This is a genomic window from Streptomyces sp. BPTC-684 (genome assembly GCF_030028635.1).
Lineage (GTDB): Bacteria > Actinomycetota > Actinomycetes > Streptomycetales > Streptomycetaceae > Streptomyces > Streptomyces noboritoensis.
This window is the reverse complement of record NZ_CP124863.1, coordinates 7,000,675-7,021,995: the sequence shown is the minus strand read 5'-3', so window position 1 is coordinate 7,021,995 and position 21,321 is coordinate 7,000,675. Positions and strand designations below refer to the sequence as shown.

General features: G+C 69.1%; 18 protein-coding genes and 2 pseudogenes. 3 read left to right on the top strand and 17 right to left on the bottom strand.

The genetic code is table 11. The features are described from left to right. Positions 1-412: 412 nt before the first annotated feature. From QIY60_RS31195 to QIY60_RS31180, 4 genes are all read right to left on the bottom strand, one after another. Entirely contained in the window at positions 413-1,228 is an 816-nt protein-coding gene (locus QIY60_RS31195; RefSeq protein WP_283145522.1) for an AAA family ATPase, read from the bottom strand. Continuing rightward, a complete protein-coding gene (locus QIY60_RS31190) occupies positions 1,225-1,503 on the bottom strand; it encodes a hypothetical protein (protein ID WP_283145521.1) in 279 nt (92 codons plus the stop codon). The genes QIY60_RS31195 and QIY60_RS31190 overlap by 4 nt, the downstream gene beginning before the upstream one ends. Further along, entirely contained in the window at positions 1,500-2,861 is a 1,362-nt protein-coding gene (locus QIY60_RS31185) for a DDE-type integrase/transposase/recombinase (protein WP_283145520.1), read from the bottom strand. The genes QIY60_RS31190 and QIY60_RS31185 overlap by 4 nt, the downstream gene beginning before the upstream one ends. A gap of 103 nt (positions 2,862-2,964) precedes the next feature. Further along, positions 2,965-3,627, bottom strand: coding sequence for a DUF6431 domain-containing protein (locus QIY60_RS31180; protein WP_283146129.1), 663 nt, complete (start codon positions 3,625-3,627; stop codon positions 2,965-2,967). A 68-nt stretch (positions 3,628-3,695) separates the two neighbouring features. On the opposite strand from QIY60_RS31180, the gene QIY60_RS31175 reads away from it, so the two are divergent. Further along, a complete protein-coding gene (locus QIY60_RS31175) occupies positions 3,696-3,974 on the top strand; it encodes a hypothetical protein (protein ID WP_283145519.1) in 279 nt (92 codons plus the stop codon). A 282-nt stretch (positions 3,975-4,256) separates the two neighbouring features. Here QIY60_RS31175 and QIY60_RS31170 read toward each other — a convergent pair. From QIY60_RS31170 to QIY60_RS31115, 12 genes and pseudogenes are all read right to left on the bottom strand, one after another. Continuing rightward, positions 4,257-5,227: pseudogene (locus QIY60_RS31170) on the bottom strand (IS30 family transposase); the annotation flags it as partial. Between the two features lie 718 nt (positions 5,228-5,945). Next, positions 5,946-6,080 (bottom strand): hypothetical protein, encoded by a 135-nt coding sequence (locus QIY60_RS31165; RefSeq protein ID WP_283145518.1) that lies wholly within the window; start codon positions 6,078-6,080, stop codon positions 5,946-5,948. Positions 6,081-6,469: 389 nt separating this feature from the next. Continuing rightward, positions 6,470-6,823, bottom strand: coding sequence for a peptidase inhibitor family I36 protein (locus tag QIY60_RS31160; RefSeq protein ID WP_283145517.1), 354 nt, complete (start codon positions 6,821-6,823; stop codon positions 6,470-6,472). A 372-nt stretch (positions 6,824-7,195) separates the two neighbouring features. Further along, a complete protein-coding gene (locus QIY60_RS31155; RefSeq protein ID WP_283145516.1) occupies positions 7,196-9,196 on the bottom strand; it encodes a PIG-L family deacetylase in 2,001 nt (666 codons plus the stop codon). Between the two features lie 328 nt (positions 9,197-9,524). Further along, the gene (locus tag QIY60_RS31150) at positions 9,525-9,788 is read right to left on the bottom strand and encodes a hypothetical protein (protein ID WP_283146128.1); all 264 of its coding nucleotides are present in this window, start codon (positions 9,786-9,788) and stop codon (positions 9,525-9,527) included. A gap of 700 nt (positions 9,789-10,488) precedes the next feature. Beyond that, the gene (locus QIY60_RS31145) at positions 10,489-11,067 is read right to left on the bottom strand and encodes a GNAT family N-acetyltransferase (protein ID WP_283145515.1); all 579 of its coding nucleotides are present in this window, start codon (positions 11,065-11,067) and stop codon (positions 10,489-10,491) included. Further along, the gene (locus QIY60_RS31140; protein WP_283145514.1) at positions 11,064-11,573 is read right to left on the bottom strand and encodes a tail fiber protein; all 510 of its coding nucleotides are present in this window, start codon (positions 11,571-11,573) and stop codon (positions 11,064-11,066) included. The genes QIY60_RS31145 and QIY60_RS31140 overlap by 4 nt, the downstream gene beginning before the upstream one ends. Before the next feature lie 3 nt (positions 11,574-11,576). After that, the gene (locus QIY60_RS31135) at positions 11,577-12,008 is read right to left on the bottom strand and encodes a hypothetical protein (RefSeq protein ID WP_283145513.1); all 432 of its coding nucleotides are present in this window, start codon (positions 12,006-12,008) and stop codon (positions 11,577-11,579) included. 1 nt (position 12,009) lies between these two features. Next, positions 12,010-12,366, bottom strand: a complete 357-nt coding sequence (locus tag QIY60_RS31130) for a hypothetical protein (protein ID WP_283145512.1) — start codon at positions 12,364-12,366, stop codon at positions 12,010-12,012. 1,505 nt (positions 12,367-13,871) lie between these two features. Then, a complete protein-coding gene (locus QIY60_RS31125) occupies positions 13,872-14,525 on the bottom strand; it encodes a lipoprotein (protein WP_283145511.1) in 654 nt (217 codons plus the stop codon). Between the two features lie 587 nt (positions 14,526-15,112). After that, positions 15,113-15,889 carry a hypothetical protein gene (locus QIY60_RS31120; RefSeq protein WP_283145510.1) on the bottom strand — a complete coding sequence of 259 codons (777 nt, stop codon included), beginning with the start codon at positions 15,887-15,889 and terminating at the stop codon, positions 15,113-15,115. A gap of 381 nt (positions 15,890-16,270) precedes the next feature. Then, positions 16,271-16,393: pseudogene (locus tag QIY60_RS31115) on the bottom strand (IS5/IS1182 family transposase); the annotation flags it as partial. Positions 16,394-16,753: 360 nt separating this feature from the next. On the opposite strand from QIY60_RS31115, the gene QIY60_RS31110 reads away from it, so the two are divergent. Together QIY60_RS31110 and QIY60_RS31105 are read left to right on the top strand one after the other, a co-directional pair. Further along, on the top strand, positions 16,754-17,245 hold the full coding sequence (locus tag QIY60_RS31110; RefSeq protein ID WP_283145509.1) for a hypothetical protein: 492 nt from the start codon (positions 16,754-16,756) through the stop codon (positions 17,243-17,245). A gap of 1,476 nt (positions 17,246-18,721) precedes the next feature. Beyond that, a complete protein-coding gene (locus QIY60_RS31105) occupies positions 18,722-20,125 on the top strand; it encodes a condensation domain-containing protein (RefSeq protein ID WP_283145508.1) in 1,404 nt (467 codons plus the stop codon). Positions 20,126-20,825: 700 nt separating this feature from the next. On the opposite strand, the gene QIY60_RS31100 is transcribed toward QIY60_RS31105, so the two are convergent. Beyond that, complete coding sequence (locus QIY60_RS31100; RefSeq protein WP_283145507.1) at positions 20,826-21,230, bottom strand: hypothetical protein; 405 nt, start codon at positions 21,228-21,230, stop codon at positions 20,826-20,828. Positions 21,231-21,321 lie beyond the last annotated feature (91 nt).

Here is a 21,321-nt window from a genome sequence, read left to right as displayed (position 1 = left end):
GCGGCACGCTCCTCGCGCCCGTGCCCGTGCCCGACCCTCGTACAACGACTCGTACCACTCTCGCCCGCCCTATTGCTTGCCGGGCCCACCCCAGGCCCGCTCACGACCCAACCCCACCAGGCACGCTCACCCACTGGCAAGTTCGGGCCTTGCCTTCACCGCCTGTCAGTGGCCATGATTTCACCCCCGGTGACGGACGGCTGAACCCATGCACTGGCGGAGACGAGCCCTGCTCGCTGTGGTATAGCACTACGGTGAGGCTATGAACTCCAAGGACCCAGCCGTGCTGGTGTTAGCCGACGCTGTAGGTGTGCATGAGGTCGACGGTGTGGTTGTTGACGGGGTGGGGTGAAAACGGCCCCGGCGGCCGGAGGCCGCCGGGGCTTTCGTGGTCATGGTGTTGCTTTCGTGTTCACTCTGTCGCGACGGTCTCGGTGACGGCGGCGCGGGCGGAGGACTCGTCGACGATGCTCTTCTGCTCGGTGAACGCGGCGATCAGGGACTGCCAGGCGATGTTGTTGACGGAGCGGGGCAGGCCGCGGCTGGTGGAGTGGATCAGGTCGATCGCGTCGTCGGAGAACAGCACGTCGGACCGTCCGGCGATGGTGAGGTGGTGTTTGACGTAGCTGGCGGTCTCGTCCTTGGTCATGGTGGGCAGCTGGTAGCTGACCGCGATCCGCTGTTCCAGGGCCGCCAGGATGCCGTGTTTCATCTTCTTGCGCAGGGTGGGCTGGCCGACCAGCAGCACCGCGAACGGTGTGGTGGAGTCCATGTCGTAGTTGGTCAGCATGCGGATCGCATCGAGCCGTTGGTGGTCGAGGAGGTGAGACTCGTCCAGCACGAGGGCGGGGGTGCGTCCGCGCTCGTCGACCTCGGCGGCGAGGGCGGCCGAGGCTTGGGCGGCGAGGGCGGCGAAGTGGTATTTCGGGGTGCCGCCCAGGCTGGTGACGATTCTGTCGTAGAGGCCGCGCATGCCGGCTTCCGGGTTGGGCTGGTAGATCACGGTGAAGCGGGCCGGATCGAGGGAGGACACAGCACCCTTGACCGCGACGGTCTTGCCCGCGCCGACCTCGCCGGTGACCACGCCGATCGCCCGGTGGTTGATGCACCACGCGATGCGGGCGGCGGCCTCTTTGTGGGAGTGGTGCTGGTGGAGCATCGAGGGGGCCAGGTCCCGCCCGAACGGGATCCGGGTGAACCCGTAGTAGCCCTGAACACGGTCGATCATGGAATCCTCCAGGGACAGAGGCAGAACTCCGCCTGCTGCACTGCCGGTTCGTGTGCTTCGGTGGTGTCGGCGCGGCGTGCGAGCCGGACTGCGAGATGCACCGCGCGGAGCGCGGTGCGGACGGCGGAGCCGTCCGGGATGCCGAGCCTCTCCCCGGCCCGGCGGCAGCAGACGTCGGCCAGGGCCAGGGCTCGCCGGGCGAGTTCGTGCTCGGTGAGCATGAACAGGTCCATCTCGGGGTCGAAGTGCAACTCCTCGGCCCGTGTCGGCTTCACCGCTGCCCCCGTGAATCGTCCATCATCGACGAGTAGTTGATGCCCTTGCGGGTGGCGGCGGCGTGCTCGCCTTCGAGGATCTTGAGGTAGTCGATCCCGGTCGCAGGGGTCGGCTGGGCCGGTGTCTCGGGGGTGGCCTTGGGGTGGGTGTGACGGTGGACGTGGTGCGGGAGGGCCTTGCCGACCGGCTTGCCGGCCGCGCGGACTTCGATGTCGGTCAGGTCGAACGGGTCGAAGACCAGCTCGACGCGCATGCCGGCCAGCATCGGGTCGACCTCGTAGCTGTTGCCGTGCAGCGAGACGATCCCGGTGTTCTTCTTCACCGTGCGGATCTCCGACCACAAGAACGCTTCGCGCAGGTCGGCCTGGGAGGGCAGCGGCAGCGGCGTCGGGATGGAGCCCAGCCAGCGTTCGATCGGCGCCTGCCCCGTCTCGGTGTGCACCGTGCGGTGGTAGACCGTCTCCACCCAGGCCGCGAAAAGCCTGTTCAGCTCGGTGAGATGCTCAATCTGACCGACCCGCTGGTCGTCGAGCTCGACCAGGAACTGATCCCGCACTGTTCGAAAAAAGCGCTCGATCTTGCCCCGGCCCTGCGGGCGTCCCGGCTTGGAGTGGGTGAGCTTGACGGCCAGCGACGCGCAGGCCCGCAGCAGCCAGGCGTCCACAAAACAGCTCCCGTTGTCGACGTAGATCGCTTCCGGGACGCCGCGGGCTGCAAGCGCCGGGCGCAGGGCGGCGGCCAGGCGGACGGTGTCCTCGGCGAACCCGAACCGGTGCCCCACGATCGCCCGGCTGTGATCGTCGATGAAGGCGAACAGGTACGTTTTCCGCCCGCCGATCCTCGGCCCGTGCAACGCGTCCCCGGTCCACAACTCGTTGCCGCGCGTCGCCTCGAACCGGCCGAACACGCTCTTGTCCGTGCTGGTCAGGCCGGTCAGCCCGGTGTTCACGAAGTACCGCTGCAGCGTGCGGTCGGTCGGCGACCAGCCCTGCGTCGTGCGCAGGATCCGCTGGATCTGCGCGGCTGTCCTCGCCGGGTTCTCCCGCTTGAGCGCGGCCGCCAGGTCGAGGACCTCCACCGGCGTGCGCGGGGTGACCTGACGCGGGGCCGGCACCAGCGCCGGGAACCCGCCGGCGCGGTAGTGGCGACACCAGCGGTCCAGCGTCCCCCGGGCGATACGGACCTGCCGCCCGAAGGGATCGGTGTGCTCTTGCGCTGCCAGCTCGCGGGCCAGGGCCCCGCGTTCGCGTTTGGTCAGCTTCGTGTCGATCAGGTCCTGGATCAGGCCATAGCGGAACAGGGCCACCTGCCGGGCCCGTTCCGCCCGGCGGCGGTCCTCGTCCTCACTCGGTGACATCGGCAATCCACCTCGCGTCTCGAACCTCGTCCGTCCCCATCCGGACGGACACGATCAAGACTCGCGGCACCTCCCCGAGGCGCCCAGGGGCGGCCCGTGTTGCTCAGACGCTGACAGAAGGCGAGGCCAGAAGCCTGCCGCCGGTCACCCGGCCGGCGAACTCCCACCGCGACACCGTGTGCATGTCCGGCCACCTCGTCGTGGCCGCCCGATGGGCGGCCACGACCGCGAAGACAGCGTCCGACAGCGGCGAGCCGCCGGGCTCCGGCATCACCGGATCATCCGCGACCGCCACCAGGACCACGGTGAAGTGCCGCCTCACGTCCTCGGCCCGCAGCCTAAACCGGCGCAGCCAGCCGCGGACCGTGCCCTCAGCCCGGCCTAGATGGGCGGCGATCGTGCGGTGTCCCATGCCGAGCGCGGCTATCTCCAGCCCGGCCCCGATCACCTCGGCCGCATCCATCCGCCTCGGGACTACCACCTCGGCGAGCAGGACATGCGTGGCCTTGCAGGACGAACAGCGCGTACGGCGCGGCCGCAGGAACAACCGGGCACCGAGATCACCCCGGATCTCCCGGGCACGACCATGGCCCCACGGCGCCAAGGCAGCCCCGCACGACGGGCACTCCAAGCAGCCCTGGCACAGCTGCTGTTCAACCCGAACAACATCGGCGTCGACGATGAGCACGTACGACCTCTCCGCCCGTGCACACGGTGTCGTCGCACACGAGCAGAGATCACACTCCCCAACAAGATCAGCACTCATGCACACCGCGAGTGTCGCCAACCCCCACCACCGTGCTCACACAGAGAGTCGTCTAACAGCTGGACGCGTTGATCGAAGAGGCCACCGTCGACGCCTACAGCGAGGACGAGCAGGTCGCCGGCCTCTTCACGATGATCGAGGAGAACCTCGCCCTGCCGTTCACCACAACTGTTCTCGGCGTCGAGGTGAGCGTGCTCGGTGTCGATCTGACCGAGGACGGACGCGTGGTCGCCCGTTGCGCTCGGGGATCGGTCCGGCAGAGCATCGGGATTCTGGACCTGCCTCTGCCGGAACCCGCCCCAGAGGGATCTCGCTGGATCGAGGCATACCGTCACTGGGCCCGTTGAACTCATCCGGTGCAGCGCCGAGTTGACGTATCAGCAACCCAGGCCACAGCGCCAGCCGCCGTGATGGCGGGGAAGCAGGACCGGTGTTCGTCCCGAACACACCCGGAAGGGGAGGCCGTCGCACGGCTGTGGATACGGCGGCAGACCGAGGCGGTCTGGCTCTACCTCGTCGGGACCACGGGCCCCTACCAACGGTCACGACCCAGCAACGGGAAACCTCTGTTTGCCGTGGTCGGGCCCATGGGGTGGATTCGAGGGATCGTCGCAACCGGGGTGAGTTGATCAAGTGGCGAGCAGTTTATGCAGTCGCTCGACTGGGGTTTCCCAGTCGAGCGTTTTACGTGGACGGCTGTTGAGCTCGGTAGCGATGGCCTGCAGGTCCTCAGGAGTGTGCGTGGACAGGTCGGTACCCTTGGGGAAGTACTGCCGCAGCGGGCCGTCGGTGTTTTCAATCGAACCGCGCTGCCACGGGCTGCCGGGGTTGCAGAAGTAGACCCGGACGTTGGTGGCCATGCTGAAGCCGCGGTGAGCGGCCATCTCAGTGCCCTGATCCCAGGTCAGAGAACGTTTTAGGTGGGGTGGCAGGGCGTTGACGGTGGCGATGAGGGCGTCGCGCACGGCTGCTGAGTTGTAGCCGTCGGGCAGGTGGACCAGCATCAGGTATCGGGTGCTGCGCTCGACCAGGGTGGCGATCGCGGAGTGCTTCCTGCGGCCGAGGATCAGGTTGCCCTCCCAGTGCCCGGGGACCGCCCGGTCGGCTGCCTCGGGCGGCCGTTGGCTGATCATGGCCATGTTATTGACAGCTCGAGAGCGTCGACGGTCGGCCAGGCGGCGAGGGCGCCGCCCGACACGTCCAGTGCGCAGAGCCTGGATGAAGTCGTGCAGTTCCGGGTTCTGGCCGATCTTCCCGGTCTTGGGGCGAGGCCGGCGGGCGTCAGCGCGGCGCTGGGCGGAATAGGGCGGTACTGCCAGCGGCCGTCAGCCAGGACGGTGCCATTGCGGCGGACTTCGCGGCTGATCGTCGACGGGCTTCGGCCCGGCTCGGCGGCGATCACTCGGACGGTGGCCTTCTCCTGTAGCCGGTCGGCTATGTGGACGCGGTCGGCTTCGCGCAGATTGCGCGAGTGATCGGTCGGTTCAGCGACGGGTGCCGCGTTGACCGGTGGATATGCCTTGATCCGACCCGAGGCACCTCGTCCGTTGCGCCATCGCTCGCCGGTGCGGGTGCTGATACCGACGGTCCTGGCAGCCTCGGCGGCAGCGGGTTTCCTCAACGTCAGCAACCACACCTTCTGACCTGGGATTTCGACCATGCCCTCTGGCAAACAGGCGGCACAGAGCCACGCTGCCGCTCCGACGGCAGCAGGCGCGCAGCCGGAGGCGACACGACACCGCGTCCGACTCTCGCGCCTGGCGGCCTGGGCAGCCGTCGCCACTGGGGGCGCCGTCACCCGTGCGTACGCGCGCTGCTGCAGGCGTGTCAGCTGCTGAACATGGAAAATCGCGAGGATCGCAGCCACGAGGTTGAGGGCGTCGATGCCGATCCAGACACCCGAAGTCCGATGTGCCAAAGCCATCCCGTCGTCTGCCGCGGGCAGGCGCGAGCCGATCACGAGCAGCACCTTCGATGCGACCCATGCGGTCCACCATGCGTTCGCAGGGTGAGCGGCGGCTTGCGCGCCGCGTCCTCGTGGGCCGACCTACCGCTCGCGTACGTCACCTCCCACGCGATGAGCCACGGCATGACGAGGTTCACGAGCGGTACGAACCAGACTCCGATGGCCTGTCCAGGTCCCGTGACGGCCGGAGGCCGCCCACCGCACGACCTCCGCCAGGCAACCTCCCGGCGGCGCCCCCGCAGCCTGTGAACTCGGCCGAGTCGAATCGAGGCGAGGGTGACGGCGCTGCCGAGGTCGCATGGTCAACTACAGGAAGTCGTACCGATCAAGGGCGGGTTCGGATGACGGGACATCACAGGTAGTAGACGGCCTCGATGGTGCCCACCGGATGCCACCCCACGTCGTCACGGGCCTTCCACAGCGGTCCCGCTGGACGGAACCGCCCCGGGTCAGCCGCCTCCTCGCGGCCCGAAGTCGGGGTGCGCACAGCAGCTCCAGCACTGACGTCCCTCGCTTCCACGGCGGGGCCGCTACCGGGAGATGTGAGGGGGGAAAGGCTCAGACGCACACCCGGAACCTCAGCGAAGGCGCGCCGGACGCGCGGTTCGACGTCGGCCCACTCCAAGCCCGCCAAGTCCCGCGCCGAGTGCCGGGATGGCGAGGGATTCGAGGCCGAGCTGCTGGCGGGCCGGATGGCGCTGGCTCGGCACCCTCAACCTGTTCTCCTGCTCCAGCTGCCCGCCGGCGGTCGCCATCGAGCAGGGGCGACACCTGCACGGCCCGGGGCGGCGCGGGGCGGGATTGTGACCTCGTTGGGGATCCGCCGTGCGGTGGATCCCCAACGAGAACTACCGGAACGCACCATGGATCCGGGTGTCAGCAGGAGCCGGGGCCTACGCCGTCGATGCGGCCGCCGAAGTCGCCGAGGTACCGGGAACGCCAGTCGCCGTTGAAGACGTCCCGCTTCTCGACGGGTCCCCAATTGATGAAACAGGCCTTGGTGGAGGCGACGAACGAACCGACGTGGTCGTGCAGGAACGGCGGCATGTCGCGGTAGCCGCTACGGGCCGTCCACTCCCAGCTGCTGCCGCCGAAGCCCTCCCCGCTCCAGAAGCAGACCGAGCCGTCGGGGCACGAGGGCGCGGCCGGAGCGGCCGCTGCGGGGGACGCGGGCATCAGCAGGGCGGTCAGCGAGACGACGGCAGCGACGGACCAGGAACGCAGCTTCATGGTTCTCTCCTCCATACGGTGGGGAACGGTGAGCTGTCATGCTCCTGGCGCCGCTGCCCGACTCGCCAGACGTGCCGACCGGTTATCACTCGATAGGGGACACCAAGTGACGTACGGGCAGGAATAGGCCAAGCCTCGGGAGGTCCCGGATCAGAACTCTCGTCCAAGCCGACACTGCCCCTTGCGGTGCTTGGCCGTCACGAGATCCACGAAGCGCCTCCCTGTGAGGCCCACTGTCACGAGTGGTCCCGTCCCGGCCGGGGGCTCGGGGCAAGCCCCCGTCCGCAGCCGCCTTTTCCGCCGCGCCACGTCACCCGGGGCCGCCGTAGCGACAGACGAGGCCCTGGTCACCGAATTCCGCCGCAACGGCCGTCATGCCTTGTCCGGTACCGGTACCGGTACCGAGTGGAGCGTTGCGTCCGGGGCGAGCGTGGTGAGTACGGGGCGCCTGTCGGCATCCAGCGCGAGCGAGGGGCCGATGACGGTCCGGCCGGGCAGTGTCGACCAGCGGGCCGTGTCCGGGCCGCCGAGCCGCGCCCAGCTGACGGTGCCCGCGTTGTTGCGGCCCGCCAGGAGCACCGCTCCGCCCACCGCGAGCAGCGCGAACGCGCCGTATCCCCGGCCGGGCAGCCCGGGGGGCTGCGACCGCCAGGCGCCGTCGGCGTCGAGCTGGTGCAGCAGCGGGCGGGCGGTTACCGGTTCACGGAGTACGAGCAGCACCGATCCGTCCGGACGGGCCAGCGCGGTCGGCGGGTCCGCCGAGGCGGGCAGGCCGGTGGGGATCTCGGTGAAGGCGCCGCCAGGAGTGCGCTGTGTCCAGTGGTGCACCGTGTCGCGGCCCGTGGCGAAGACATGAACGCGGCCCTGGGTATCGGTGACCGCCGTCACACCGTCCTGGAGTGCGCGTGCGGTTCCGCCCAGCGGGCTCCAGCGGCTCCAGGTCCCGCCGGGGTGCTGGACGCGGGTGGCGATGCCCCGCTCCCAGGTCCGGGCGAAGAGGTGCAGGGTGCCGTCGGGGGCCTTGGCCACGGCCGGGGTGCCGACGCGGCGGGCCCGCTCGGGGTCGCGGTCGGGGGTGCCCAGCGAGGTCCACGCGCCGAACGCGCCGCCGGGACGGGTCTGCCGGGTGTACGCGAGGTCGCGCCGGTTGTTGCGGGGGCGCGGCCCGAGCCCCGTGATCCGCACCGCGAACAGCTGCCAGCAGCCTTGCGGGTCGAGCAGTGCGGTGAGTCCGGGCAGCACTCCGTCCCCGCCGACCGGTGTGGGCGCACCCCATGTTCCGCTGCCGTGCGTGGTCTCCTGCCACATCACCGCCTGCCCGGAGAGCACTCCGAACGCATGGAGCCGCCCGGTGGTGTCCGCCCCGATCTGGGGCGCGGCGACCTGGCGCGGGCTGGTGCGCTGCACCCAGCCGGTGCCCAGGGAGTTGTCGTGGCCCACGTCGTAGTCGCCGCATCCGGCCGCGAAGCCGCACGAGCCGGGAGAGCCCCCGTACACGTTGAGGATGTGCGCCTTGCGGCGTACCAGCGGCTTGGGCAGGTTCTGCGGCCAGCGCTCGTTGTAGTACCCCCGGTACGGCACGACCGCCCAGGCCGGTGCGGATCGGCCGCGGCGGTGGCGCTCCAGCGCGGCGAAGGAGAACAGCGCGGCCGCCGTGTGGTCGGGGTGGTCGGAGTAGCCGGGCTGGTCGTGGTGGAGGCGGTTCGCCGCGTCATGGGGCTGCTGGTCCGGATCGGGGTCCATGGTCCGCACCACCGTCGGTGCGAACCGGTCGAGCAGATGGACCAGGGCGTCGATGAGCCCGGCGCGGGTCACCGCGTACGAACGGGCCACGGGCGAGCCGGTGCTGACGCGGGTCCGGACGACCGTCGAGGGGTCGGCCCACAGGCGGGGCAGCACCCAGTCCGGGCCGTACTGCTGTATCCCGAGGAACACCAGCTGAACGTGGTCGTGCCCGTCCAGCGTGTCCAGCTCGGCCTCCAGGCCGCCGGGCAGGGCGAGCGCCCCGGTCCGCCAGCGCGCGTCCGGGCGGCCGGTGACCATGAACGCGTACGCCTGCCGCAACCCCTGCCGCCGGGCCCCGGCGTAGCCCGGCTCGTCGGGCCGGGGCGCCGACCGGCCGCCCGGGACCTTGTTGATCCCGTCCTTCTCGCCGCAGTTCAGATAGACGCTGACCAGCCGGTCCCCCGCCGTCAGCGACTGCTCCAGGTCCGGGTTCATGAAGTACAGGTCGTCGTCGGGGTGCGCGACGACCTGCATCACGGTGGCGCCGCCGCGCGGCCGGCTCGTGGGGGACCCACCGCTGTTGCGCCCGTCCGAGGTGTCCCGGCCTGGCACGCATCCCATGGCGGCGACGGCGACGGTCCCGGCCATCACACTCCGGCGCGCCGGGCCCCGACTGCGCTGCGGTATCACGGTCTCCCCCTGGCATAACGAACACACGGGCACCCCGGCCCGGTCCCGGCACACCCGCCCCGGTCAGTGGCAGGTGTCCCGATCGACCCAGCCAAGATACCCGCCGTCACGTCCCGGGCCGGAAGTGACGCGTGCGGGGCGACGGGGCGGGCCACCGCCCGCACCCCCCGTCCCCCTTTTCTCCCTTTTCCTTGATCAGGGGGCGGGCGTGCGGCTGTGAAGGGAATGCCAGCACCCCGACCACACCGAAAACCCATGGTGACCAGCAGCGTTACCCCGGGTGGCCTCAGCTCTTCGGGGCCACGATGATGTTCCCGCCCTTGTCGACGGTATGGCTCTGCCAGTAGACGTCCCACGTGTCCCCCACATGCTCGGGGACCTTGCCCCTCGGGTAACGGGTGTAGCCCGTGGGCGGTTCGTGACCGTTCGAGATGCAGGCGCTGCCGGTGGATCCCACGTTCAGGACCGGGTACTCACCCCCGCCGCAGATCGCCTCCCGCGGCGAGCAGCCGGTGATCAAGAGGGCCGCTGCACAGGCCGGCACAAGCATCGGCACCGACACGGGGCGACCGTGGCGGGCGACCGCCGAGGCCGTGCGGAACCGGATGGACGTGCGCATGGTGCAATCCTTGTGGAGCGAGGGCGGGGCCGGGCGGTTCAATGACACGCCGCTGGCGCTGCAGCAGGGCGTGTACCCGGCGCTCGGGGCGGAGGCCGGGTATGGGCGGGTGCGTCGTCGCCGTGCGGGAAGAGTCCGAGCAACACGGTCATGATGCCGGCCGCGACTGCAGGAGTGCGGCCCATGGTACGCGGGAGAGGGCCGCGATAACGGTGAGGAAGTGCTCCGCCCAAGCGGTGCTCGCCAGTTGCGGCGTATCGATCCTGGCCTGATCCCCCTTGGGCAGCCCATGCCTCCATGCCGTCGCTGAAGAGCTTCCCTGCGCCTACGGCGGCCTCGACCAGGAACAGCGGGATCGCCGACACAGCGGCGCCTTCTGACCTACCGCGAGGGCCTTTGCTTCCCGGCGAAGGCCCTCGGGCTTGGCTTCACCCCGCCGCAGGTGTGGCGCCTTCACCGAACGGGGGCACATCGGCAACCATACGTCCAGGCGCAACCTGACGAGGGATGGAGGATCTGGGCGATCGGCTGATCAAGAGCGCTACCGTCCCGACCCGGGCTTTTCCCGGGTGGGTTCGACGTGCGGGAGAGCCACCATTCGAAGATCACTTCCCGCGCGATCGTAGATCGTTTACCGGGCTGCGAGTGGGGCCGCGCTCGACGCCTCCCCGGCCGACGGGGTGACCTTCCGGGACGCCGGCACCAGAACGTCATCCTGGGCGGCGTCGAGGCCGGCGGCGCATGATCGCCCAGTGCCCGGTCGGTACAGAAAGAAGTCCAGGTCGTCACCGCCTTGCACGGTGAATCCCAGGCGGGCGTAGAGCCGCTGGGCCGACAGGTTGGTACGGGCGACGGTGAGCGAGAGCGCGCCCTCGCAGCGGGTCAGCGCCGCGGTCGCCAGGCCCCGGCACCGGTACTCCGGGGCGATCGCGAGGTCGACAACGCGTCGGGAACCGTCCGCGAGCGGCCGGGAGAGCCGGATCCGGCCGGCGGGCGCGCCGCCGGCCTCGATGATCTCCAACAGGCCCGGTGGGTACCGCTCCCGCCAATCGCGTTCCCGTGCGTCGTACTGCATGCGCAGCAGGAGCTCACGCTCGCGTTCCGGCCAGGCCTGCAGACCCAGCACCGGTTCGAGGACAGCGGCGAAGAGGCGGCGCAGGAAGCCGGTGTCCGCGTCCTCCTGCGCGCGGAAGGTGACGGTGGTGGTCACGATCGTGAGGGAAAGATGCCCTCGAGCGCGATGACGAAGTTCACGCAGAGGACCGGCTGCACATTGTCGTGCGGCTGGCTTCCGCCCGTCGCGGCGACGGCTTCCGGGTGCATGTCGGCCGTCGGGGTCTGGGTGCTGTAGTAGCCGCTGTTGCTGAGGGCCGCCCCGGTCACCCGGTTGGTGTCCTGCCGCGTGGCAGCGCCCTTCAAGGTGTGCGTGTGCGAGGGGAGCTGGCCCGCCGTCAGCACGACCGTCTCCGCCCCCGTGGACTCACCGAGGGTGCGGGGGGAGAGCCCCGGACCGGCCCCCTGATGCAGGGGAACGCGGCCGCGCAGGTCGGGCAGGGCGAACGTGGTCCGCCCATCGCCTCCGTAGGTGGTGCCGAGCAGGGCGAACAGGGCCGTGTTCTGGCTGATCGGCAGCAGCTGCCCATTGCACTGGGCCCAGCCTCTGGGCGCGAAGTTGAAACCGACCATGCGAATCTCACCGACGAATGGCTCCGACACCGTTCACCGCCTTTCCGCTGCCGTGTCCGGCAGCCATGTGTTGACCACGGCCTGATAGTGCGGTCCCGGGCCGACCGGGCTCAGGAAGAGTGCGGGGGCACCGAGGGCGGGGGCCTCCAGGGGGTGAACACCCTCGTCCAGTGCCGGGCCCGACTGACCGGTGAGACGGATGACGAAGACCTCGCCCCGGCCGGGCACACGGTTGCCGCGGGTGACGTCCGACCGGTCCCTCACTTCGGTCACCCTCAGGACCGATCCGGGCCGGCCGGTGACTCGTACCGTCGACCCGACCAGCGCCTTCCAGGCGGCGAGCGAGTAGGCGGGAGCGCGGGCGGGAACGGCTGCCGCCCGGCGGGCGCCGAACGCGCACGGCGCCACGAAGGCCGTGCCGAGTACGGCTCCGTGCAGCAGAGCCGCGCGTCTGCTCACGACCACGTCAGGACTCCAGGAGAGTGGACCAGCGGACATCCCGCAACAGACCGGCCGAGTGCTGAACCTCCGCTGCGATGGTGTCACCCGCCACGAAGCCGATGGGAGCTCCGGCGGTCGCCGTGCACGTGCCCGCGGCGTCGGTGGTGCAGGTGAGGGCGGTCGCTGTGCCGTTGCGGATGACGGTGACCGCGACGCCCTGCGCCGAGTTTCCGACCTTCACCCGGAGCGTGCTGATACGCCCGGCTGTCGGCAGTGGCGTGGCGACGGCGTCGGCCGAGGTGCCGAGACCGGCCTGCCCGGATGCACCGACGAAGCCGTCCGTCTCCGTGGCATCGACGAAGCCGACGAGGCCGGTCAACACCGAGGAGCCGCCTGCGGGTCCGGGCGGTCCCTGTGGCCCTGCCGGCCCCGCCGGACCTGCGGGGCCCTGGATTCCCTGCGGTCCGGTGGAACCGGCCGGGCCTGCGGGCCCCTGGTCTCCTTGCGGGCCGGTGGCCCCTGCCGGGCCTTGTGGTCCGGCCGGACCGGCCGGACCAACCGGACCCTGGATTCCCTGAGGGCCGGCGGGACCAGGGGGGCCGGGAACGCCGGACTGGTTCCACGACAGCGGGCACTCATTGGCGAGGCAGTCCTGGGGGCTCGACACATACCGTAGAGCGCCAGTGTGTTGGTCGTAGCAGGCGTTGATCACGTCGGCAGCAAGTCGCTGCTGCGCCAGTGGGGCGTTCGCCTGGGCGGTGACGCCGGACAGGGCCAGGGAGCCGAGGGCCGAAACCGCTACCGACACGGCCGCCACGCGGCGTCGAGCTCTGCCGACGGAAGACAGGAGTCTGAGACCTGACACGTGGCCTCCACAGAAGAAACGACGGGGCATCAGGCAGACGGGGATGGGCCCGCCCGGAGGAAGCAGTTCGGGGTGGATCGTGTCACGGCGACGCCTCGTCGCCGCGGCAACACGACCGCGTGCACCCTTCCGGGTCTCCCCACTGGGCCGACCAGCGGAAACCGGGGCCGGACGCGGCGTCATCAGTGACGACCGGGCCCCAGGCGTCCGTCCAGGACGCTACGTTCACCTGCGCCACCGTGCAGATCCGTTGACCGCCCGTCCCCTGAGCCGGCACGGGCTCGTCGAAACTCTGCTGTCAGGCGGTGCTGGATCGCCTACGCGGCGGTCGGTGGGCTGCTCGTCATCTTCGATACCGGACGGGCCGGTTGAGGCGGAGGCAGCCTGCGCCCGGCTTACGGGGCCTGGCCCGTGCCAGTGGTGATACGGGCCTTGACGGTGGGCTCGACGGGGGTGAATTCGGCCTTGTAGCCGAGCAGGAGGCCGCTGACCGGAGGGACCGTGACCATATGCACCGGGCCGGGGTCAGCACCCAGGCCTGGCAGATGTTCCAGGTCTCACGGCGCTGCGCCCACTCGGCATCCCCGCGCTCACGCTCAGCCTGTTCCACCTCACGCCGGGCACGGCGGGCTCGTTCATGCTCGCGTTGCAAGGAGGATCCGGGGGCCGTCGGGGGTGGCGAGGGTACGGGTCGCGGAAGTACCGGCTACGGGTACCTGTCACCGGTCTGTGGGCGCGCCAGCCTCCTGAGTCACGAGGTGGTCAGGAGGCACAGTCGGCGCGCGCACCCGTCCAGTGCGGCCGCCATCCCGTTGGCAAGCGTTCGTACCCGGCGCCTCTTCCTCATGCTCTGTGAAGGCCAAGCCCTCTGTCAGCGCTGCCCGATACGTTCGGTGCCATGGGTCTTGACGATGCCGTAAACGCAGCCGTCGGCAGGCGGACTCCTTCGCCAACCACCGCAAGCAGCAGGAGGACCGTCAAAGGCGAGAGCGGCACGAGGCGCACGAGCTGATGGCCGAGCCCTACTGGGAGGTGGCCCGCAGGCTCTTCTTGGCCAGTTCGTAGGCCGGGAGCATTTCCTTGTGCTCGTCGGTGTCCATGCCGCCCAGGTGCAGGACCACCGCGCCGCTCGGGGTGATGACGGCCAGGGCGTGCTCCTGCTTCGACTCGTCGAGGAGCTTGCTGTACGTCTCGTAGACGACCTCGGTGGCGGGCAGCGAGCCCGCCTTGATCTCCGTGTACGCCGCCTTGCTCGCGTTCTTGTCGGCGGTGACGAACGCCTCCAGGGCCGCGCGCGGGGTGCCGCCCTTGGCGGTGCTGGTCCAGGCGCGCAGGAAGCCGATGTTCCCGGCGGGCTTGGCGTCGATCTCGCAGGCCATGGTGAACGGGCCCTGTTTGGCGAGGGCGTCCAGTGCCGTGCCGTCGAGCTTGATCGCCTTCGCCTTCCACTTGTCGGCGGTGGTGAAGGCCACGGGCAGCGGGCATGCCGATCCGGCGGCCCCGACCGTGTTGCCGCCCTCGGCGACCGGAGCACCGGACGCCTTCTCGGACGCTTCCGAAGATGCCTGCGTGGGGGTCGCCGCCGGCTTGCCCGAGGACTCCTTCTCCCCGCCGCACCCCGTCAGCACCGCTGCCGCCAATGCGGCCGCGACCGCCCCCCGTACCAAAATCCGCACTACAAGTCCTTTGCACCGTACTTTTCGACACGGTCGATTGACCGCCCACGGGAGATTAACCGACCCCGGCCAAAGCGATGTCCCGCTTGCCGCCCGGCCGGCCGTCCGACCACGCGCAACACATCTGCGACCGGGGCATTCGTGATGTGCCGCTTCTCACCAGCCAGCCGCCAGCCGTCGCCGTCCTCAGCGGGCACCGCGGTGGAGCGCACCACGGCCACATGGGAGCTGCGGTGCGGCTCGGTGGCTGCAGTGCCGCCTACTACCACCGTGGACATCAGCCGTAGGGAAGCCAAAAGGCCGCGCACTGCCACGCCTGCCGGGTGGAGCAGCAGGCGTGGCAGGCGGAGGAGAAGGCCAAGGCCCGTGCGAAGGAGCAACAGGGCGAGCGGGCCGGACCGGTGCTCGCCGCAGCGCTGCTCGTGCTGCCGGTCATCGCCGGTGTATCGCCGGTGTCTGGCTGGCCGTGCTGTGGCTCTCGTCACACTGTTCGGCTGACAGCGCCCATGAGGTGAAGCTGCAGCGGGTAGCCGCAGTGAAGGCTCCTTGACCTGGGCCGCGAACGGCTGGAGGAACGAGGGGTGTGATCAGGCGAGCTTCTTCAGCTGGGCGTCGATCACGGCCTTCGGCTGCTCCGCCTTGCCCGCCAGGCTGAAGGCGTAGAAGGTGGCGAGTGTGGTGCCCTGGCGGATGGCCACCAGGTGGGACGTGCCGGGTTCACCGTCCAGGTCCGCGGTCAAGGTGAAGGCGACCGCCTCGTCCCCTGCGGTGTAGGAGGCCGGAGAGACCTTGAACGCGGTCTTGTCGCCTTCGGCGATCAGGGAGAAGCCGCCCGCGCAGTCCGCGCCCGCCTTCTTCAGGGCCGCCAGGGCGTCGGCCGCGCCGCGGCCGCTGTAGGAGGCCAGCGTGTCAGCGGTGATCGTCGAGCCCAGGGCGTCGAGACCGGCCTTCGCCTTCTCCTCGGCCGAGGCGCTCGCGCCCGGGCCCTTGGGCACCGCCATGACCTTGCGGGTCGCGCTCGCCCCGGGCGAACCGGGCGCGCGCAGCGCCATGACGTCGCCCAGCGGCTTGCACGCGGCCTTGTCGGTGGTGACCGTCTTGGACGAGGCGAGGTCCGCCTGCGTGGGCTTGGCGACCTTGTGGTCCTTCAGGTCGGCCTCGGCCAGCACGAGTTTGTCCAGCTCGGCCTGGGACAGAACGTTCTGAGCCGATGTGGTAGCCGGGGCGGTGGGTGCACCTGACGACGTCTTGCCCTTCGACTCCTCCTTCGCTGCTGACCCCTCCGAGCCGCAGCCGCTGACGAGCAGGGCCAATGAGAGCGTGGAGGCGGCGAGGGCGGTACGGCGGACAGTGGTGCGGCGCATGAATGAAACAACTTCCTTTGGATCGGTGAACAACGACTCCTCCGGGCACCGTCCACTGACCTGCGGACCTGCGGACCTGCGGACCTGCGGACCTGCGGAAACGTCGTGTGCAGATCAATCTATGCGCCACTGCAACCCGGAGAACGGTGGCTTGGTTACAGCGCCCTGATCGTGACGACGACGCAACCTCACCTGCATCCGATTGAGATCCCGATCCGTACAACCCTCCCTCTTACAACCCTCCCCCTGCCGCGACACCCACCACGAAAGACGAGAAACCGACGCCGACGCACCAACGTGGCACGCACCCAGGACAACAAATGGGCCACCAACCTGCGCACCGCACGCCAGCACCACGCCCGCGAAGGGCATCTGAACGGCCTGGTCCTTCTTCTCCGGGATGACCGCCTTGATCTGGCGCTTGCGCAGGTAGGCGCGGTTGGCGCGGGACGAGTACGCCTTGTTCCCTGCGACCGCGTCCGGCCGGGTACGAGGACGCCCGGACCTTGCCGGTCTGCCCGCCGCGCGATCGCCCGAGCAGGCTCCGGTGTTCGGCCCGGGTCGGGTACTGCGCGTGTCCGAGAGCGGCGAGGTGCTGCGGGCGGACTACCATCCGGGCTCATCGGCGGGGGCGTCTCGTCGTACGAGCAGTCGGCCGTCCTCGTCCTTCGTGACGGGCGGTCCTCTGGTGGAGTCACCTGCGCGGCCGCGCGGGAGACGGGCGGTTCTCACCCCGTCGGCCGTGCCTTTTCTTCGTAAGATCCCTGCTCTAGCTTGTTCCGGGCACGGCGCCCAACGGCGGGCGCCGCACCCGAATGTCGAGGTGAACCCGCGATGCGAAAGAGCCGCAGGAGAGCGTTAGCCGTGGGTGCCATGGTGATGGCGGGGGTCGGGATCGGGACCGGGGTGGCGTGGAGCATCGTCGACACATCCACCGGTACGTTCACCGAGCAGCAGCAGTACGCGTCCAACACCAACAATCAGACCATCAACGTCGCCGGGTGGGTCGACGTGGCCGGCATGGCGACGTCGGTCACCATTCCGGCGGGCACCACGCGGATGTTCGACGCGCGTTTCACAGCCGAGGTGCAGTGCCCCGGACCCGGCTGGTGCGCGGCTCGTATCGTCTACCAGAAGTCGGACGTGGGCGCTCCGACGGAGATGGAACCCGCCGCCGGGACGGAGTTCGCGTTCGGGGCATCGGACGGGTTCGAGGCCAACGCCATGGAGCGCCACTCCAAGGACTTCCTGCCCGCCGGTACATACCGTGTATGGGTGCAGGCATCGCTCCAGGTGGGAGCCACCTCGCTGTGGATCGACGACACACATCTGACGGTGGGAGTCATCCGGCCCTGACATGAACCGAGGGCGGGTCGGGCGCGCCCTCGGTGGCTCGATCTGCCCTTCTCGGCCGAGGCGAATCGGTGAAGGAGCGCTCAAACGGACTTGCCGAGGTCCGGTGCGGTACGGCGCCCCGTTGGGCGGGTCGGGAAGGGCTCGACGGCCCACTGCGGGGATCCCCCCCCAAGCGGGCCCCCAAGGGCCCCCGCCAGGGGAAGCTGTTCGGGGAGCCGGGCCGCAACGTCATCGACTTCGACTTCGACCTGATCGAGTCCCAGTTCCGACACCTGATGCGGGTGGCCGTCTCGGTGCGCGAGGGCGCCATCTCCTCATCGACCCCGAGGACCTGGCCCAGATCTCACCGTCCCTGAACGAGCACATCCGCCACTCGGCGAGTACTCCACCCACGAACGCCGCCTTGAGCCCGAGACATACGACCCGCACTTGGACCCCGACTCCAGCTGCTCCGCGGTGACGGCCCCGTGACGCCTGAGGAAGCCTGCCTTCGGCAACGTCTCCAGGACCAGGTTCTCCAGCCCACGGAGCCCGAGTGGCCAGCAAGATCAACCCCTTGGCATGACCGGGGCTGTCGCGCTGCCCAAGCCGTTGGCCCTGGGCCAGAGGTGGATTACGCGGTTGGTGCGGTTGGTGCCTCTGACCGCCCCCGCTGACGCGTTACGGCACACGCCGATCTCCGGATCCAGCTCGACGGTCCGGTTCCCCGAACGGTCGAACCAGTCGAACCACTCAAAGTAACACTGTCCGGTGCCCGGTGAGTCACAGGCCGGTACCAGGACCCGCGCCTGGGCGCGGGGTTCCGCGTTCACTGCGCCGGTGCCATGCCGGTCACGGCAAGGGTGAGCGGACAGCCGAGCGCGAGACGCAGAGCCGTCCTCCGGTACCACATAGTCACTCCTCGTTGAGCAGGAACTACCGGCCCCGCCCGTGGCCTACCAGCATGATCAGCCCGCACCGCACGTCCGTCGATCACTCACAGCGAGAGCCTGCGCTCACCAGGCACGGAATACGCGACTGTCGAATACGCGAGGTCGCCAGATCCGAGGCCGGACATCCCCGTCCCCGTCCGGCTCGCATCCTCACGCCCGACGCCGAGTCGTAACGAGCTGTCCGGGCTCCAAGAGCATCCCGTGGCGGGTTTCCGACGTATCTGGGTCATGCCCCGGATACACGAGATGACCATAAGTAGCCGCATCTCAAGGGGCTGGGCAGGCTTGGAGATCAGAAAACGCTCGAGGTGAATCAGTCGGCCACCTTCGACTCCCTCTGACACCGTCGGTCTCGTTTACGGCGTTCCTTCCGGAACGTCCGCTCGTTGGTCTGGATGTGTCATCGAGCGATGTTCCATAGGCATGGACCGGCGACGGCCCGGTGGCGGCGATGCCCCACATGCGGTCGGCGGCCGCGACCCCGCGCTCATTTCATCCACCCCCGCCCTGCCTGTGGCCTGAGGGCATGCGAACGGAGAGCCTCGTGCGAATCACCGACATCCAGCGTTGCGAGATCCGGCCCGGACGTCTCGTGGAATGGATTCTGCATCCGACGGCCGTCGAGACCGCGATGAGTCTGCCGGACGACTCCCGCCCGCCTGCGTACGTACAGGAGGCCCACGTTCGAACGACGCGGTCGGTACGCGATGACGGCTTGTTCGTACCGACCTGGATCGGCACAGCATTCGACATCCCGGGGCAGGTTGATCTCGACGTCCTCCACGACGCGCTGCGGGCCTGGACGCTTCGGCACGAGACGCTGCGCAGCGGGTTCCGCTGGACCGGCGAGGAAATGCGGCGCTTCACGCTGGACGCCGATGCCGTCTCGCTGCACCGTCAGGACATCGGCGACTTTCCCGATGCGGCGTCACTGGCCCAGTACCTGCAGGACCGTTTTGACGTCGCGGCGGATGCGCTCACCTGGCCGAACTTCATCTTCACCGCGGTCGTCCGGGACGACAGCGCAAGTGTCTACATGGCGTTCGATCACAGTAACGTCGACTCGTATTCGATTCAGCGCATCCCTGGTGAGGTCCACGATCTCTACGCGGCCGGCCTCGAAGGCCGGACCGTGGACACGCCACCGGTCGCCAGCTACGTCGACTTCTGCGCAATCGAGCGCACGAACGCCGATCAGATCGACGACACGCACACGACTGTCGCCCGCTGGCGGGAGTTCATCGCTCGATGCGACGGGAAGCTGCCGAACTTCCCCGTCGACCTCGGTCTGAACCCCGAAGGGCCGCTTCCCACCCAGAAACTCATGCACGAGATGCTCGTGGACGACGCGGACGCGGCAGCCTTCGAGGCGTACTGCCGACCGTACGGCGGAACCCTGACCGGCATCCTCGCGGCCACCGCCCTCATCGTCCACGAGATCAACGGGCAGCGGGTGTACCGCACCGTCGTGCCGTTCCACACCAGGGTGAAATCCCAGTGGTCGGACTCGGTGGGCTGGTACGTGGGCGGCGCGCCGATCGAAATTCCCGTGGCACAGGCGCTCGGTTTCGACAGCGCACTGGTAATGGTCCGCGCCTCGCTGCGAGAGAACCAGTCACTGTCGCGGATGCCCATCGCCCGCGTGCTCCGTCTACTGGGCTCCGACTTCCGACCCACGTCTCCCGACCTGTACTCGATCGTCTCGTTCGTCGACACACGTGGCATCCCGGGGTCGGGACGGTGGCAGGACCTCAAGGCGCAGGGGTTGATGCGGATTTCGTACGGCGACCAGGTATGCGTGTTCATCACCAGGCTCCACGAGGGCCTGCAGTTCGCCAGCCGCTATCCGGACACCGACATCGCGTACAAGAACATGCGGCTGTACGTCGAGCGGCTGCGGGAACTCATCCTCTCGGTGGCGCGAAAAGACTTGGCCGTGCGCGTCTGAGCTTTTGAGTAGGGTCGGGGACTGGCGCGGTGGCGCTTTTTGACGTGCTCCGTTTCCAGTCCCCGCCGCTTCAAGTGAAGTAGGCCGCCGACGAGGTGCCCCTGGTTGAGGTCTTTTTCCGACGGCTCCTTCCCGAACGGGACAGGCGGTTGGGTAGGCCGCCAGCGAGGTACCTGTGACCAGGCCCTTTTCCAACGGCCCCCACAGAACCGGACGTGCGGCGCTGACTGCATCCGGCTCTCCAGTGCCTTTCCTTCTCATGAGTTCTGCCGCGAGGGGCGTCCGTTGTAGTGGACGCTCTCGTGGCAGACACGGCAGACGACCAAGGCCTTCCGACGGCGCGCGGCCATTGTCTGGGCCCAGGTGGGGTTGGGAGCCTGCCCCCGGACGTTCAGGTCTTTCAGGTGCCGGATGTGGTGCACTTCGACACCGTCATGGGACCCGCACATCTCGGAGGTGTCGGCGAGCAGGCGCTTGACGACTTCACCGCGTTCGACGATGACCCGCAGTCCCCCGGCGGGGACCTTGGTCCGCCTTCAGCACGGTCCGGTAGCGCTGGTAGATCCTGGGGACACGGATGCGGTACTTCCGTGCGAGCGTCTTGACCAGGGAGCGCTGCATCACGTGCTTCAACCGGTCGAGTCGGTGGAGGTGGAACGCGAGCTGGTAGTAACCGGCGATCCCGCGGAACTCGACCTGATTACTGGGCGACGATGGAGAAGTCGCTGTTGACTGTACGTTCGGTCCGCCGGACCGGTCGGCCATGGTGCATGTAAGGGCGGCGCCTGGCGCGGATGACGTCAGCAGGCACTTTCAGCTTCAGCCCGATCTGCGCGTTGATGCTGCGATTGCCGCGCTGGTCGTGCTTGGTGTCGTTGTCCAAGACCACGATCTCGTAGCCGAGGAACCGGGCGGCTTTCGTCCGCCCGTGCGTGATCAGGGTCTTGTCCTCGGACAGTTCCAACCTGAGCTCGTTGTGCAGGAACCGGCCGATGTCGTCCTTGATCTCCTCGGCCTTCCGCAGGACATGGTCTTCATCTGCTTGCTCAGTGCCCGACCTGCCTCCCAGTCTCCTTGCTGTTCCAGCCTGAAGGAGCGTTGCCACAGCAACATGTACGGACGGTATGGCGTGCGTCGTGCTTCCCGGTGGTAGGCGGGCAGCAGGTTCGTCTCGATGGACTTGCCAGCCGATCCAG